This is a genomic window from Cellulophaga sp. BC115SP (assembly GCF_009905545.1).
In the GTDB taxonomy this organism is placed as follows: domain Bacteria; phylum Bacteroidota; class Bacteroidia; order Cytophagales; family Spirosomataceae; genus Flectobacillus; species Flectobacillus rivi.
This window is the reverse complement of the sequence record NZ_JAAALB010000010.1, coordinates 78,801-94,661: the sequence shown is the minus strand read 5'-3', so window position 1 is coordinate 94,661 and position 15,861 is coordinate 78,801. Positions and strand designations below refer to the sequence as shown.

Below are 15,861 nucleotides of genomic sequence, written 5' to 3'. Positions count from 1 at the left end.
ATATCTATCGTTACTAAAAAACATTTCAACACTCTTTGCCTTGTGCCTGTTGCCTTGTCCCTAAAACACAAAACTTAAATATAATTCAGCACTAATATCTATCTGGTCCATTCATCGTTGACAATCCTCCAGATATTCAGCGGATTTTGACTTTGTAGTTCGGCTGGTAATAGTTTTTCTGGAAAATTTTGAAAACTGGCTGGGCGTACCCAACGTTTGATGGCGTCAGGTCCTACTGCACCAAAACGAGCATCAGTAGTTGCTGGAAATGGCCCACCGTGTTGCATGGCATAACATACTTCCACACCAGTAGGCACACCATTGAAAATCAGTCGACCACAGATATTTCTCAGTGTTTCAACAATTTCAGGATTGTCTTGTAGCTCCTTTTCTGTAGCCATCAAGGTAGAGGTTAGTTGACCTTCTAAATGTTGGATAACCTGCAATAAGTTGTCTAGATCCGTACATTTCACAATCAAGGAATAAGGACCAAATACTTCTTGGTGTAAAGTAGGATTTTCTAAAAATATACTACTCGATACCGAGGCTATGGTTGGAATAGCCTGAATAATACCAGTTTTTTCGACTAATGATTCTACCTCTGTTTTGACACCTTCTTGTGACAGCGCTACCGTTCTTTTTCCTTCAAAATTTTGATAAATGCCTGCATTGAGCATAGCTGCTGGTGCTACCTGTTCAACGGCTTTACTGAGCGTTTCGATGAAAGTATCTAAATCTGGATGATCTATTGCCAGAATTAGCCCAGGATTAGTGCAAAACTGCCCCATACCCAAAGTAATTGAATTGGCATAAGTAAGAGCCACTTGCGATGCTTCAGCTTTGAGTTTTTCTGGCATTAACACTACAGGATTGATACTTCCCATTTCTGAAAATACAGGAATTGGCTCAGGACGCTGATTGGCCAAATCAAAAAGTGCTTTTCCTCCATTGAGTGACCCCGTAAAACCAACGGCTTTGGTTATAGGATGCAATACCAATGCTCGACCAACTTCAAAGCTGTGTCCAGCCACGTGTGCAAATGTACCATCTGGTAAACCACAAGTTGATACAGCTTTTAAAACAGCTTCCGCTACCATTTCGGAGGTTTTGGCATGAGCAGGGTGACCTTTTACCACAACGGGACAACCAGCAGCCAAAGCCGAGGCGGTATCGCCTCCAGCAGTAGAATAAGCAAAAGGAAAATTACTAGCACCAAAAACCACGACTGGACCAATCGGAATCAACATTTTGCGAATATCTGGGCGAGGCATCGGCGCTCGTTCAGGCAATGCGGTATCAATACGAGCCTCAACCCACGAGCCTTCCTCTAGCAAACGGGCATTGGTTTCAAGCTGAAAGCAGGTACGTGTGCGCTCGCCTATGAGTCGAGCCTCTGGAATATTAGTTTCTTGATGTGCTGTTTGAATTAAACTACCACCTAAATCCAAGATATTTTGTGCAATTGTTCTGAGAAAAATAGCTTTATCTTTTCCTGAAACTTTACGATATATCTTAAAAGCCTGAGAGGCTTTTTGCATGACTGAATCAATATGTTGCTGAAGATTTTCCATGAGTTTGTTTTTTGTAAAGAACTAAAGAGAGGACTAAGACATAGAAAAAAGCTATTTCCCACATTTTGGTGCTCTAAAATCATTTCATGAGCAATTTAACAGCCTATCTGTAATTTAGTGTTCTTGACTGAAGATTATCTTTTATAAATGGAGATTACTCTCATATTTCAACTGCATACAATCATGATAAAATACAAAAAGCCTAAGGGATACCCCTCAGGCTTAAAAAATATTTTTAATGCTTTAGGCAGTAAGCTACAGGCATTAAGCAAAAGCTTTACTTATTCTGAAAAATACTTTTTAACTTTTAGCTTATGGCATAAAGTCTATAGCTTAATGCAGGTAAAATTATTACTCACTTAATTGTCGTCATCCTCTGCCTTACGCTTTTGTTGTTTGGGTGCTTCATAAATCAATTTTCCTGTATTATCTCTCTCTTGAAGAACAACCGCTTCGCCTTTTTCGAATTTATCTTTGGGATACATCGTTTCTTTTTTCAGACGACCCATAGCACCAAATTGATGATATTCTCTCCAACGACCCACCTTGATACTGTCTTCAAATTTCCCTTCTTCTTTGAGCTGTCCTCCATCATAAAATGAACGATATTCACCCGTTACTTTCCCAAATTTTACAGGGATTACTTCTTTTAATTTCTTTTGTTCTTTGTCATAATACGAAAAATGAGACTCTGCTGGAAAGCCATTTTTGTATTTATCTTTTGTCAAAAGAATATACTCTTGATTGTAAGTTTCCCAACGACCATCTTTTACGCCAACATAAAAAAAGCCTTCTTCAACCAATTCATCGTTGACGTATTTCTTGTAAGGACCATGACAGACTTCACCATAATCTAAGTCTTTACGAGGAGTATTGGTAATACGACGTAGTTTGGGATCATACCACCAAATTTCTTTGGCATAAGTACTTGGAGTAGCCTCGTCAGGGTTTCTCAGAACATTGATTTCTTCCACAGTGAAGCGGTTTCCCGTACCATATTCACCGATACGGCGTTCAAACTTGATTCCCGAATATTCGTCTTTAGGTGCTTTTTTTACTTTTTTACCTTTCTTGGTATCTTTTTTTACTTTCAAACCAAGGTCACCGCTTAAGTCAGCTGAAAACTCTTCGGCTTTTTCTTTATTATTTTTTATATCGTCTTTTACGTCCGAAATAGTCTTCTTTGCATTTTTGATATTATCGAGCACATCAGTCTGGATAAGTCCTCCCAAAATCCCTTTTTTGCGAGCGGTAGTATCGGTTTTGGGCTTACTACTCGACTTAAATTCGTCTTTTTGTTGGGCAATACAAGTTACAGTACTATGAAGTAGTAAGATGGAAATCAAAGAGATAAAAGTAGTGGGAAAGGATAAACTTCTCATGGGTAGCACGTAGTCAAAGGCTAATCTATTACTTTTGCAAACGAAAAATTTGCTTATTTATTTTTAAACAAAAGAAGGAAGAGAAATCTTGTTATCCAAATTTCAACAAAAAGCCTTCTGGCAAAACTCTTGAATTTAGGTGATATTTGTAAACTTTTGTTTGGCAAAAAAATGTTATTTAAGATATAAATCGCTGGAAATGATTCTGTTTTCCAGAACATCAATAATCAATTAACCCGTGGAAAAAGACGCAAAAATCTATGTAGCAGGACATCGTGGAATGGTGGGTTCTGCCATTTTACGAGCATTACAAAAAGCAGGATATACCAATTTTCTGCTTCGTACATCTAAGGAATTAGACTTACGCAACCAACAGGCAGTAGCCGATTTCTTTGCTGCCGAAAAACCTGACTATGTATTCCTTGCTGCTGCCAAAGTGGGTGGTATTGTAGCTAATAACACTTATCGTGCCGATTTCTTGTACGAAAACCTTTCGATACAGAACAATGTCATTCATAGTGCTTATGTGAATAAGGTGACGAAATTGATGTTTTTGGGTTCTTCTTGTATTTATCCAAAATTAGCGCCACAGCCTTTAAAAGAAGAATACTTGTTAAGTGGCTATTTGGAATATACTAATGAGCCTTATGCTATTGCCAAAATTGCTGGTATCAAAATGTGTGAAGAATATCGCAACCAGTATGGCTGTAATTTTATATCGGCAATGCCTACCAATTTGTATGGTCCTAATGATAATTATGACTTACAAAATTCTCACGTATTGCCAGCAATGATTCGTAAATTTCATGAGGCAAAAATCAACGGTGCTCCCAACGTAACACTTTGGGGTACAGGCTCTCCTATGCGTGAGTTCTTACACGCTGACGATTTGGCAGAAGCATGCTTATATTTGATGGAAAATTACAACGAGCGTGAGTTGGTAAATATAGGAACAGGTACCGACGTAACCATTAAAGAATTGGCGAATACCGTAAAGAATGTTGTAGGTTTTGAAGGTGAACTAGTTTGGGATACCTCTAAACCAGATGGTACACCACGTAAGTTGATGGATGTGTCCAAATTGCACAGTTATGGTTGGAAACATAAAATTGAATTAGAAGAGGGAATTGGTTTGGCTTATCAAGATTTCTTGACCAATCATGACGCTTTAAGATTGTAAAAAATAGCTTAAGGTTAATCACAACCAATAACCTGAAGTAAAATAGTAATAGAGTTATCATCAAAAGCTTACAAACCTTCCTGATAACATATCACTATTCACCAGTAACAAACATTTACAATGATGACGAAAGAATGGTTTAGCTCGTGGTTTGACTCGCCTTATTATCACATTCTTTACAAAGAACGTGATGACAAGGAAGCTCAGCTTTTTATGGACCAACTATCATCGTATTTACAAATTCAGCCAGAACATCATATTATGGATTTGGCCTGTGGTAAGGGGCGTCACGCTATTTATCTCAATCAAAAAGGGTTTGAGGTAACAGGCGTTGACTTATCGCCACAGAGTATTGCTTTTGCTAAAATTTACGAAAATGCACATCTTCATTTTTTTGTGCACGATATGCGTGAAGTTTTTGAAGAAAGATATTTCGATTTTATCCTAAACCTATTTACAAGTTTTGGGTATCTCGAAAATCACGACGAAAATATCAAGGCATTTCAGGCGGCAGCTCGCAACCTGCGTAAAGGAGGTATTTTTGTGATGGATTTTTTCAATACAGAATACGTGAAAAAACAATTATTACCTTTTCAGGTAAAAGAAATTGACGGTATTCGTTTTGAGATTACTAAAACCTTACAAGATGGCTTTATCATCAAAGATATAGATTTTATGGATGAGGGTCATGAGTATCACTTTCATGAAAAAGTACAGGCTATTTCATTGACTGATTTCCAACATTATTTCTCGGCGGCGGGTTTAAAACTCAAGCAAATTTTTGGGGATTATCATCTCAATGCTTTTGATATTGAAACATCGCCACGAATGATTTTTATTTTAGAAAAATAGCGTAAACTTAACCAAAAGGGACAAAGCAAAGCTTTGTGAATAGGCTTTGCCCCTTTTGCTAACATCTAATAAAAGGCATCTTCAAAGTGCTTGATTTCGAAACCATCTGAGCGAAAAACAATCGAAATGACATCAAATCGTATTTGTTTGTGCCAATTGGTTTTGTAAACATAAAAATCAGCGGCACGTTTTACCAAGGAAACTTTGAGTTTGCTAACTGCGGCTTCGGGCATTCCAAATTTGATATTCTTGCGGGATTTTACCTCAACAAAGACTAAAAAAATGCCTTTTCGGATAATTAAATCCACTTCGGCATGACCATAACGGTAATTTCGGGCTACAATTTCGTAGCCTTTGTCGATTAAATAGGACGCTGCCAAGTCTTCTGCTTCGCGACCAGTGTCTAGGTGTTCGGCCATTGAATTATCTACTAGGGTTTGTTGTTTGATAAGAAAATAAATATTTTTTACTTTAAATTTCTTTGGCACTAGAAAGAACAGTGTTGTGAAAAATGGAACAGCATAAAAAGGTAAAGTTTCAGAGTTTAGGAGTAATAGATTACCAAGAAGCTTGGGATTATCAAGAAAAACTCCATGCTGAAATAGTAGAGATTAAACTACAAAACCGTAAAATTAGTCCTGAGGAAACCCCAAGGGCAACGCCTAACTATCTTTTGTTTTGTCAGCATCCGCATGTATATACGCTAGGAAAAAGTGGTAAACCAGAGCATTTATTGTTGGACGACGAAGGTTTGGAGAAGTATCATGCCCAGTATTTTAAAATCAACCGAGGGGGCGACATTACCTATCATGGTTACGGTCAGTTAGTAGGTTATCCGATTTTTGATTTAGAAAATTTCTTTACCGATATTCATCGATATATGCGTTTTATGGAAGAAGCCGTGATTCGTACTTGTGCAGATTACGGTATCGAAGCAGGTCGTATCGATGGGCTCACAGGTGTATGGATTGATTTTGTTGAACAAAAAAATCCTCGTAAAATCTGTGCAATGGGTGTAAAAGCTAGTCGTTGGGTCACTATGCACGGTTTTGCTTTGAATGTAAATACTGACTTGAGTTATTTTTCTCATATTGTACCCTGTGGAATCGACGATAAAGCTGTGACTTCAATTTCGTTGGAAGTTGGTCGCGAGATAGAAATGGCTGAAGTAGAAAGCCGTATGCTAGGGCATTTGAAAGATATATTTGAATTTGAAGTAGCGTAAAATTAGGTTTAAAAAGCTGTTTAAAACAGCTAACCACACAACAAAGCATTTATGAAAAAAGATATAATCCATCCTACCGTTGATGGCGTAAAAGTAGCGGTTGCACGTCGTCAGGATGAACTTGGAAATATCCTTTGGGATGTATATTTAATTAATCGCTTGAAAAACCCTATTGATACCGTATTTGTAACATCAAGTGGTTATGGCATTGATTTGGAAGGAAACAAAATCAAAACGGCTTCTTTACGTCATTTTTTTAAAGAAATTCCTGCTGAAGAAATTGTCAGAATAGAGCCTATCTCCCCTGATGTTTTTCATATTAATAATGAATATTGGGTAAGTTATTATATTGGAAATCAGATTTTTGATAAAAAGTTTATCTTTGTTCCAGAAAGTATTCGAGAAGAAAACCTAATTCCAATAGCTCAATTGGAGCTTGAAGGGGTACTTCATGAATAATCATTTTGGCTGATAGTAATCTATCAGCCAGTTTTACTACACTTTAACCATAACCTTCTATGCTTGACTTAGCTAAAATCGCAAAAAATCTCTTATTTATTGATATCGAAACTGTTTCTGCTCACGGAAGTTGGGACAAATTACCTACACGTATGCAAGAATTTTGGTCAAAAAAAGCAAGTTATATGCAAAACCCTCACCAATACGATGAGGGAAAATTGTATTTTGAACGAGCAGGGATTTATGCTGAGTTTGGTAAAGTCGTAGCGATTGGCTTAGGCTTTTTTCATTGGGACGACGACAATCAACTTTGTTTTAAGGTGAAAACGCTTACTGCCGATTCGGAAACAGAACTTCTATCGCAGTTCTCATCACTCATTGAATCCAAATATAAAGGTAACAGTCTCATGCTTTGTGCACACAACGGCAAGGAGTTTGATTACCCATATCTATGTAGACGAATGTTGGTAAATGGCGTTAATATTCCCAAATCCTTACAATTAGCAGGTAAGAAACCATGGGAAATACCTCATTTGGATACTTTAGAGTTGTGGAAGTTTGGTGATAAGAAAAATTATACTTCATTAGATTTACTCGCAGCCATTTTCAATATACCAAGTAGTAAGGTTGAGTTGAGTGGCGATTTGGTAAATCACACCTATTATGTGGAAAAAGACCTTCCTAAAATTGCCAGATATTGCCAAGAAGATGTGGTCGTATTAGCGCAGCTCTATCTCAAATTTCATAATCTCCCTTTAGTTCCTGAGGACAATATCGAAAGAATTTAAGTAAAAAGAAGTTACAAGTTAATAGTAGATCAGTTATTGGATTTTGGCAGTATAACCTACTTTTGGGAAGTAATAAAGGTGAGTTTTCATATTTCCGAAATCAAAAATCTCAAATCCGAAATAACACATTCACTAAATCATAACTCACTCAATAGCAATAAGTATTAGTACTTATTCAACCGATGTACCTACAGGGAAAAATCAGGAATATAGAGTTCATATCCTTAAATTCTCTAAATTTGATGTTTTAATGCTATCAATAAGCCATGAAACATTATATACTCTTAATCACTAGCCTCCTATATCTGCTTGGTATTAATTACAGCCACGCGCAGTTATATACTCAACCCAAAGCCGAAAAAGCTCTTCAGACCTATCGTGAAGAATTATTAGGCTTTAGAAAAGAACACCCCAAAAAGCGTAATCTTCCCGATGCTAAGTTTTTCTTTTTCGGAATGGGTAATCGTCCTAAAATGTTTTATAAGGACGGACGTATTATTTCACTAAGCGATAAACGTGTGATTCGCCGTTGGAAAGTAAAATCTGCCCTGATTGTACCTTCGGAATATTTGGTTCATTTGGAGTTGCAAGACGGACGTGCTGTCGATATTCAAGAAGATGAAACAGGTATTTATGTGTATGAAAATAGCCTTCAGATTATTCTTGCCGAAAGTCCTATTACCTTACCAACCTTTAGTGATAAAAAATTCCCTACGGTATTAAGAACGCTACATCATGAACTGTTGGTAAATATTCAAGATGGGAAACCGCTAGTAAATACCACAGTTTATACCAAACCTTGGTTTAAAAGTGCCGCAATCATCACAATGGCGCTAAAAAAGACGAATAATTTACCGTTGGTAGAAGCTTGGATTAAAGGCTTGAATACGCCTTTCGACCGTAATAATAATGCTGGCTATGCAGAGGCTGACAACCTAGGGCAGGTATTATATATGCTTTCGACTGTTGCTGATAAAAAGCATCCTTTGGTGAGTAAAATTTTGGATGAAGCCGATAATTTTGATAAAGGAGGTTTCATTGAAGGTCGTACTGCTGATATGCTTCCGCATCCTGTTTATCAGACAAAATGGTTGAAATTTGGCTTGAAAGAGATGCAGTTGCCCGATAAATACAAAATTCCCGCACAATATGATTCGTTCTCTTCTCTGATTTGGTGGGATTTTCAAAAAGACTATGTGAAAGGAGATCAAGTCGATGATAACTTAGCCTTAAACTCTCCACAATATGTATGGGCCGAAGATCATTTTTTCAAACAAAATAAAGGTCCAATCTCAGCACGTGAATATCCTTTGACTTGGGAAGCAGAAGTAACAGATTTGAAATACGAATCACTCGGTATTATTGACCAAACCTTGGTGGATTTACGCATTGCTCCAACCAACGCTTGGCAGGCTGCTGAAATGTTGTTGCTTTTGTTGGAGTAGAATATTGTAAGGACAAAGTGTCAAGTAGCAAAGGTACAAAGTGGATAATGAAATTATCTATTTCGGATTTCTGATGTAGGATTTCGGAAGTGTAATCTAATCTATTTCATGGTATGTTATCTCTAAATTGAGTTCATGAATGATTATGGTAAAATTTTGTGCTAACTGTAGATACGTAATTCTTACGTACCAATCCAAGTCAACTCTAGCATAATAATATTAAAAAAGCGGTCGAAAAAAATAATTTTCAACCGCTTTTTTAATGACTTTTGCTGATATTATCAATCAAAATTCTACCGATTTAGATGCAAAGTATTGCGTCTCTACAAGTAAAATTCAAATAGAAGTTCTGAGCACCTGTCATTAGATTTGGAATGATTCATGTTTGAGAAAATTCTATTAAACTCCGCACTCCTAACTCCGCATTCCGCACTCGACTAGATTCTTTCTTTTCCTCCTTCGTATTTTTTGGGAGCATACAAAAAACCAAATGCTTCTGCTCCATCGCGTGTATGTACTTTGTGGTGAATAAAGTGGGCACGCATAATCCTTTTCATATATTTGCTTTTGGCGACGTATTTAATTTTGAGACGACGATGAACAATAATATCGTGGAAAATAAAGTAAAATGTGCCGTAAAGCGCCACCCCTAGCCCTATCCAGAACAAAAACCATAACTCTGGCACCAAATCCCCTACTATAATTGTAACAGTAGAAACCAGACCAAATACCACCGAAAACAAATCATTTTTTTCAAGTACTTCATTGTGATGCACATGATGGGATTCATGCCAGTTCCACATGATTCCGTGCATAATGTATTTATGAGTAAACCACGCAAATCCTTCCATGAAGAAAAACGTGCCGAAGAATAATCCAAGTTTGAGTAACATAATTTTGAGTAGATGTCTGGTTAAAATCTAAAGGATTAACCAATAAAGAAATATAATTGTTTGGTGAAGATACATGCAGATTTATAAAAAGCGTACTCTTGAAAATCACTTTATTAGCCTGCCATTGCGCCAAAATCCCTATCTTTGCAAACTAAAATTTGTTAGGCAAGATAATCTAAGCTTTTGGTATTCATAATTTTTATCCTAAAACCATGTTATTGAAGGCTGAACTATTTTGCCCAATGCAATAGATTCATACAAATATGATTTCAAAAACGTACACTCCACAAGAAATTGAAGCCAAATGGTATCAATATTGGCTTGACAACAAGCTATTTGCATCCAAGCCTAATCCTGATAAAGAACCTTATTCAATAGTCATTCCACCACCAAACGTCACAGGCGTTTTGCACATGGGACACATGTTGAATAATACCATCCAAGACGTCCTTATTCGTAAGGCTCGTATGGAAGGTAAGGAGGCTTGTTGGGTGCCTGGTACTGACCACGCTTCGATTGCAACTGAAGCTAAAGTCGTGGCAATGTTGAAAGAGAGAGGTATCGAGAAAAAAGATATTACTCGTGAGGAGTTTTTGGAATATGCTCACGAATGGAAAGATAAATACGGCGGTATTATCCTTGATCAATTGAAAAAGCTAGGTGCTTCTTGTGACTGGGATAGAACTCGCTTTACCATGGAGCCATCTTTGTACGAAGCCGTAATCGATACGTTTGTTCGTTTGTACGGAAAAGGACAAATTTACCGTGGCGTTCGTATGGTAAACTGGGATCCACAAGGCAAAACGGCGCTTTCAGATGAAGAGGTAATCGAGAAAGACGTTCAGGCAAAACTTTTCCATATCAAATATCCAGTAGTTGGTGCTGATGGTGAGTTTTTGACGATTGCAACTACGCGCCCTGAAACCATCATGGCCGATACTGCTATCTGTGTGAATCCAAACGATGAGCGTTATGTAGCCTATCACGGAAAATCAGTGGAGATTCCATTGTTGGGTCGTGCCATACCTGTGATTACCGACGAATACGTAGCCATGGATTTTGGTACAGGTTGTTTGAAAGTAACACCTGCACACGATTTGAATGACTATGAATTAGGCTTGAAGCACAAATTACCTGTTATCGATATTCTGGATGACGCTGGTTTCTTGAATGAAAAAGCTGTCCTATATGTTGGTCAAGATCGTTTTGCGGCTCGTCGCAATATCGTAAAAGACTTAGAAGAAGCAGGATTTTTAGTAAAAGTTGAAGAATATAAATCAATCGTTAAAACTTCAGAACGTACTGGTGCTGTAATCGAGCCAAAGTTATCGTTGCAGTGGTTCTTGAAAATGGAAGACATTTCAAAACCTGCACTCGAAAACGTAATGAATGACAACATTAAGTTGTATCCTTCAAAATTCAAAAATACCTACCGCTCATGGATGGAAAATGTTCATGATTGGTGTATTAGCCGTCAGCTTTGGTGGGGACAACAAATTCCGGCTTTCTATTTGCAAGATGGTACGGTAATCGTTGCTAAAAATAAGCGTGAAGCTTTACGCAAAGCTCAACACGAATTACAATTGTTTGCCTTGACCGAAGAGGATTTGACACAAGACCCAGACGTATTGGATACTTGGTTCTCGTCTTGGTTGTGGCCAATTTCGGTATTTGATGGTATCGAAAACCCTGAAAACGAAGATATTAAATACTACTACCCTACCAATGATTTGGTAACTGGACCAGATATTTTGTTCTTCTGGGTAGCTCGTATGATTATCGCAGGTTATGAATGGCGTGACGAATTGCCATTCCGCAATGTGTACTTGACAGGTATTGTGCGTGATAAGCAAGGTCGCAAAATGTCCAAATCATTGGGTAACTCTCCAGACCCATTAGATTTAATTGCGCAGTACGGTGCCGATGGCGTTCGTACGGGCTTGTTGGTTTCAGCACCTGCGGGTAATGACTTACTTTTTGATGAAAAACTGTGTGAACAAGGACGTAACTTCTGTAACAAAGTTTGGAATGCATTCCGTTTGGTAAAAGGTTGGGAAATTGCCGATGCAGAACAACCAACAGGTAATACATTAGCGATTAAATGGTTTAACTCAAAAATCAGTCAGGTTGTAATTGAAGTTCAAGACCATTTTAGCAAATTCCGTATTTCGGATGCCTTGTTGTCGATTTATAACTTGATTTGGGATGATTTCTGTGGACAATACCTCGAAATTATCAAACCTGCTTTTGGTTCACCAATCGACCAAGCTACGTATGATGCTACTATCGAAATTTTTGAAAAATTAATGGCTTTGGCTCACCCATATATGCCATTTATTACCGAAGAAATCTGGCAAGCAATTGCAGAACGTCAAGAAGGCGAAAGTATTTGTCGTGCTGCTTATCCAGTAGTTGGCGAAATCGATACACAAGTCTTGGCTGATTTTGAAATCTTGTTCGGAATCGTTTCAAAAGTGCGTGATACTCGTAACACTAAGCAAATTTCACCAAAGACAGAGTTGCCATTGGCGATTAAAACCGAAGATGTAGCCCGTTACAAACAATTAGAATCTATCATCGTGAAGCTTGCTAACACCTTTGCGATTGAGTACGTTTCTAGCAATGTTGAAAACGCTATTTCTTTTGTATTAAAAGCTGATGAATTCTTTATTAGTCTTGAAGGAGAACTAGATGTAGAAGCAGAATTAGCAAATGCGACCAAAGAGTTAGAATATAACTTAGGGTTCAAAAAATCAGTAGAAGCAAAATTGTCGAATGAAAGATTTGTCAACAACGCCAAACCTGATGTAGTAGAAAAAGAACGCCAAAAGTTAGCCGATGCGGAGTCAAAGATTAAGGCATTGGAAGAGACTATCGCTCGTTTGAAAAAATAATTTTATTACAACAATAAAAAGCATTAAATTACTCTTGGCATCTAAGTGGCGTCAAGAGTAATTTTTTGGTAGATACCTCAGTGCAGCACTCATTTCAAAATGAGCTATTATAAAATAAACCTTTGTTTTATGAAACTAAAAGAATTGAAAATCAAAAACTTTAGATGTTTTGAACAATATTACATTTCATTTGCCGCACAATCTACCATATTGATTGGTAAAAATGGAACGGGGAAAACAACATTATTGAACGCTATAAAAGCATCTTTGAGTTTTATTTTTTCGAAGTATCAAACAAAAAATGAATCCTTTAAGCTTTTAGGAACAAATGCCTATTTGAGCTTAGTAACTCTAAAAGAAACTGATGCTTTTTTTAATATCGATAAAAAACTTTATGAGTATCCTATTGATATACATGCCATAGCGAATTTTGAACAAACGATTATTGATTGGGCCATCGTTAAAAATACCTCTAATAGTAAATTGCTTGATACTAAATATAGAGAGGCCTTTATGTCTTTTATAAAACAATATAATCAAGACTTACAGAATTCACCACTGCCAGTTCTGGCTTATTTTTCTGATTCTTATCCACATACTAAAACCAATATTGGTTCTTATGCCAAAGGAGTTTTAGAAAGTGGAAATATTCCACGAGCCTTTGGGTATTACCAATGGGATGCCGATACAAGTTGTGCTGAGATTTGGCAAAATAGATACGTTTCTCAATACAGCAAGGTAAACGATTTTAAAAGAACAGAAGAAGATACAAAAGCAGAAAGAGATGAGATTGAGTTTATTGATAATCGGATAAAGATATTTACTGAGCAATTGGAGGGTAATTATGACTTTATCAATCCGGAATTTAAGGTTAATAAGATTGTAATGGATAGACCATTGAAAAATTCTAATTCTGTATCTATTAAATTTATTTTTGAGAATAGAAGGGAGATTTTCTTTGAACATTTACCTCAAGGATATAATCGTCTATTATCCATTGTATTTGATATTGCCTATCGAAGTTATATTTTAAATGGTCTTCATGAACCCCAAGGAATTGTAATTATCGACGAATTGGAGTTGCATTTACATCCTACCCTACAACAAGAAGTTCTTCAGCGGTTTCAGAAAACTTTTCCGCAAATACAGTTTATCATTAGCACTCACTCCCCTTTGATTATCAGTAATCAGAAGGCGGATGGTGAAACAAGTAAAATCATCAAATTAGAAAATGATGGAGATAATTACACAAATCAAGATATTGATAATATTTATGGGATAGATTACTCCACTAATTTATCAGAAATCATGGAAGTTGCTCCTCGTTCTACGACTATCGATAAATACATCAATGCCTATTTATTTTTGTATGGAAAAAATAAGCAAGAAGAAGCTGATAAGATGTTGAAAAAACTGGAACAATATGTTGGTGGTGAAATTCCCAGTGTTTTAAAAGAAGAAATTAACCAACTCAAGAAATCGTATAAGTAATGCAGTATATAGATAAATCTACACATCGTATCGAAGGGCATCAGATTATTGATAGTTTCCTTGAAAGTTCATGGATAGCTCAAAATCGAGAGTACAGTAATTTTGACTATGATAATGGGTTACGTATAAGAAAGATTATTTTGCCTGGTAATCAAGATATATCATACTATTCGTCTTTGAAGTTGGTTATTCTACAAAATCAGAATAACTACTGTTGTTATTGTATGAAAGAAATATCAGATGCAGATACAACATTAGAACATATAATTCCTCATAAAACGAAAACACAGGACAAGTTTAATCAATATATAGGAATAGGATTCGATGAACTAGATAGGTATGTGATTTTTCGTGTAAATTTTGACAGGTTTACCTATAGAGCTACGCATCCTCAATATCCTCATGATATAGCTTATTATAATTTAGTTGCGTCTTGTAAGAGTAATGTTCATTGTAATCATGAAAGAGGAAGTAAATTCTTAAAACCTCTTTTTTATGATAGAAATATTCAAAATAAAGTAAGCTATGATCAGGAAGGAAGAGCTTTTGCTGAGGCATATGAAAACGAGCTAGCAATTTTAAAAATTTCAACTAATAATAATTTGATTGTCTACAGAAGAATTTGGAATGAATTGGCAAATGTTGACTTATATCCTAATCCTACTTCTGATGATAACATCAATGCTGCTATCCTAAAGGTTGCTCTCTCAAGAAATGATACAGAGCTAATATTAAATAATTTTTGGGATCAGAATAGAAATTTAATTCCTACTAAGAAAGATGATTTAATGAAGTACAAGTGGTTTTTAACATATTTCAATCTAAATATGTAAGTATTTATTATAGACCACAACAGTTATAAGACCTCCTTAGAATCGTTATAAATAATTAGCCCAATTTAGGACGTTTGACATAAAATCGGCTAAAAAAGACTTATCCACAATTAGGGGCTTTTCCACAGTGGATAAGTTTGCAATGTGGATAACTTTTGTGGAAAATTGTTAGTTTTTCATTAAAAACGGATAGATACGGTTATAAAACTGTCTGTTTTTCAACATTTTTGTAAAAAGAAGCAATAAGATTAAACTTTTTCATCTTATTGGGCTCCAACCAAAAAATAAAAATAATCCAATCTGGAAAAGTTTTTATGGCGAAATACTTTTGGATTGGATTTAACAACTACCTTTGTTTCATGAAACAAATTATTGCCATATTTCTAAGTGTCACTATCCTTTTGGGAAGTCTTTTTCCAAAGGTAGATACTTTGCAGTTGGCAAAAATAGGCGAGTTAGTGAAGCATTACCAATGGCATTGCAAAACTGAGAAGAGCAATATGAGTTTTTTGAGCTTTTTAGCAATGCACTATTCGGCAGCCTCAAATCATACCAAAACTGCCAAGCACTCGCATTCACACTTGCCTAGTCTGGACTCTCAGGCGGTTCATGCCTTTTTGCCATCCTTTTTTCAGCAAATTTCGTTGAAATTTAAGCCCATTATTAGGGGTTTTGTTGGTCCCAACTTTGCTTGGCAAAACCTTTACGACTTCCTATTAGCCTCGTCGCTACTCAATCCACCCCGATTCTAATCGAATATCTTCCTTTTATTTCAAATTAACATTCTCGGCTCTTTATTGAGAGAAAGTGAATGAGTGATTTACTATTGAGTATTTTGTGGTTAAATA

15 protein-coding genes are annotated in these 15,861 nt (G+C 36.4%); 11 read left to right on the top strand and 4 right to left on the bottom strand.

Going from position 1 to position 15,861, the window contains the following annotated elements; translation table 11 throughout:
* Positions 1 to 98 precede the first annotated feature (98 nt).
* On the bottom strand, positions 99 to 1,571 hold the full coding sequence (locus tag GVN22_RS10185) for an aldehyde dehydrogenase (NADP(+)) (RefSeq protein ID WP_166550924.1): 1,473 nt from the start codon (positions 1,569 to 1,571) through the stop codon (positions 99 to 101).
* A gap of 183 nt (positions 1,572 to 1,754) precedes the next feature.
* On the opposite strand from GVN22_RS10185, the gene GVN22_RS10180 reads away from it, so the two are divergent.
* The gene (locus GVN22_RS10180; RefSeq protein WP_166550923.1) at positions 1,755 to 1,934 is read left to right on the top strand and encodes a hypothetical protein; all 180 of its coding nucleotides are present in this window, start codon (positions 1,755 to 1,757) and stop codon (positions 1,932 to 1,934) included.
* On the opposite strand, the gene GVN22_RS10175 is transcribed toward GVN22_RS10180, so the two are convergent.
* Entirely contained in the window at positions 1,931 to 2,953 is a 1,023-nt protein-coding gene (locus GVN22_RS10175) for a toxin-antitoxin system YwqK family antitoxin (protein ID WP_166550922.1), read from the bottom strand. The two genes, GVN22_RS10180 and GVN22_RS10175, sit on opposite strands and share 4 nt — an antisense overlap.
* A 238-nt stretch (positions 2,954 to 3,191) precedes the next feature.
* Here GVN22_RS10175 and GVN22_RS10170 point away from each other — a divergent pair, with 238 nt between their 5' ends.
* Both GVN22_RS10170 and GVN22_RS10165 read left to right on the top strand, forming a co-directional pair.
* Positions 3,192 to 4,133, top strand: a complete 942-nt coding sequence (locus GVN22_RS10170; RefSeq protein WP_166550921.1) for a GDP-L-fucose synthase — start codon at positions 3,192 to 3,194, stop codon at positions 4,131 to 4,133.
* Between the two features lie 120 nt (positions 4,134 to 4,253).
* Positions 4,254 to 4,985: a class I SAM-dependent methyltransferase gene (locus tag GVN22_RS10165; RefSeq protein WP_166550920.1), complete on the top strand. Its 732-nt coding sequence runs from the start codon at positions 4,254 to 4,256 to the stop codon at positions 4,983 to 4,985.
* 65 nt (positions 4,986 to 5,050) lie between these two features.
* On the opposite strand, the gene GVN22_RS10160 is transcribed toward GVN22_RS10165, so the two are convergent.
* Positions 5,051 to 5,473, bottom strand: coding sequence for a YraN family protein (locus GVN22_RS10160; RefSeq protein WP_205690846.1), 423 nt, complete (start codon positions 5,471 to 5,473; stop codon positions 5,051 to 5,053).
* Between the two features lie 23 nt (positions 5,474 to 5,496).
* Here GVN22_RS10160 and lipB point away from each other — a divergent pair, with 23 nt between their 5' ends.
* From lipB to GVN22_RS10140, 4 genes are all read left to right on the top strand, one after another.
* Positions 5,497 to 6,210 carry a lipoyl(octanoyl) transferase LipB gene (lipB, locus tag GVN22_RS10155; RefSeq protein ID WP_166550919.1) on the top strand — a complete coding sequence of 238 codons (714 nt, stop codon included), beginning with the start codon at positions 5,497 to 5,499 and terminating at the stop codon, positions 6,208 to 6,210.
* Between the two features lie 51 nt (positions 6,211 to 6,261).
* Positions 6,262 to 6,669, top strand: coding sequence for a hypothetical protein (locus GVN22_RS10150; protein WP_166550918.1), 408 nt, complete (start codon positions 6,262 to 6,264; stop codon positions 6,667 to 6,669).
* A gap of 59 nt (positions 6,670 to 6,728) precedes the next feature.
* Positions 6,729 to 7,457, top strand: coding sequence for a 3'-5' exonuclease (locus GVN22_RS10145; protein ID WP_166550917.1), 729 nt, complete (start codon positions 6,729 to 6,731; stop codon positions 7,455 to 7,457).
* Between the two features lie 266 nt (positions 7,458 to 7,723).
* Entirely contained in the window at positions 7,724 to 8,902 is a 1,179-nt protein-coding gene (locus GVN22_RS10140; RefSeq protein WP_166550916.1) for a hypothetical protein, read from the top strand.
* 437 nt (positions 8,903 to 9,339) lie between these two features.
* Here the strand turns inward: GVN22_RS10140 and GVN22_RS10135 are convergent, their stop codons facing one another.
* A complete protein-coding gene (locus GVN22_RS10135) occupies positions 9,340 to 9,795 on the bottom strand; it encodes a sterol desaturase family protein (RefSeq protein ID WP_166550915.1) in 456 nt (151 codons plus the stop codon).
* Between the two features lie 263 nt (positions 9,796 to 10,058).
* Between GVN22_RS10135 and GVN22_RS10130 the strand changes: the two genes are divergently transcribed.
* The 4 genes from GVN22_RS10130 to GVN22_RS10115 all read left to right on the top strand — a co-directional run bounded on the left by GVN22_RS10130 (position 10,059) and on the right by GVN22_RS10115 (position 15,765).
* Entirely contained in the window at positions 10,059 to 12,689 is a 2,631-nt protein-coding gene (locus GVN22_RS10130; protein ID WP_166550914.1) for a valine--tRNA ligase, read from the top strand.
* A gap of 129 nt (positions 12,690 to 12,818) precedes the next feature.
* A complete protein-coding gene (locus GVN22_RS10125) occupies positions 12,819 to 14,180 on the top strand; it encodes an AAA family ATPase (protein WP_166550913.1) in 1,362 nt (453 codons plus the stop codon).
* Entirely contained in the window at positions 14,180 to 15,013 is an 834-nt protein-coding gene (locus GVN22_RS10120; protein ID WP_166550912.1) for an HNH endonuclease, read from the top strand. Before GVN22_RS10125 ends, GVN22_RS10120 begins: the two co-directional genes overlap by 1 nt.
* 359 nt (positions 15,014 to 15,372) lie before the next feature.
* The gene (locus tag GVN22_RS10115) at positions 15,373 to 15,765 is read left to right on the top strand and encodes a hypothetical protein (protein ID WP_166550911.1); all 393 of its coding nucleotides are present in this window, start codon (positions 15,373 to 15,375) and stop codon (positions 15,763 to 15,765) included.
* Positions 15,766 to 15,861 lie beyond the last annotated feature (96 nt).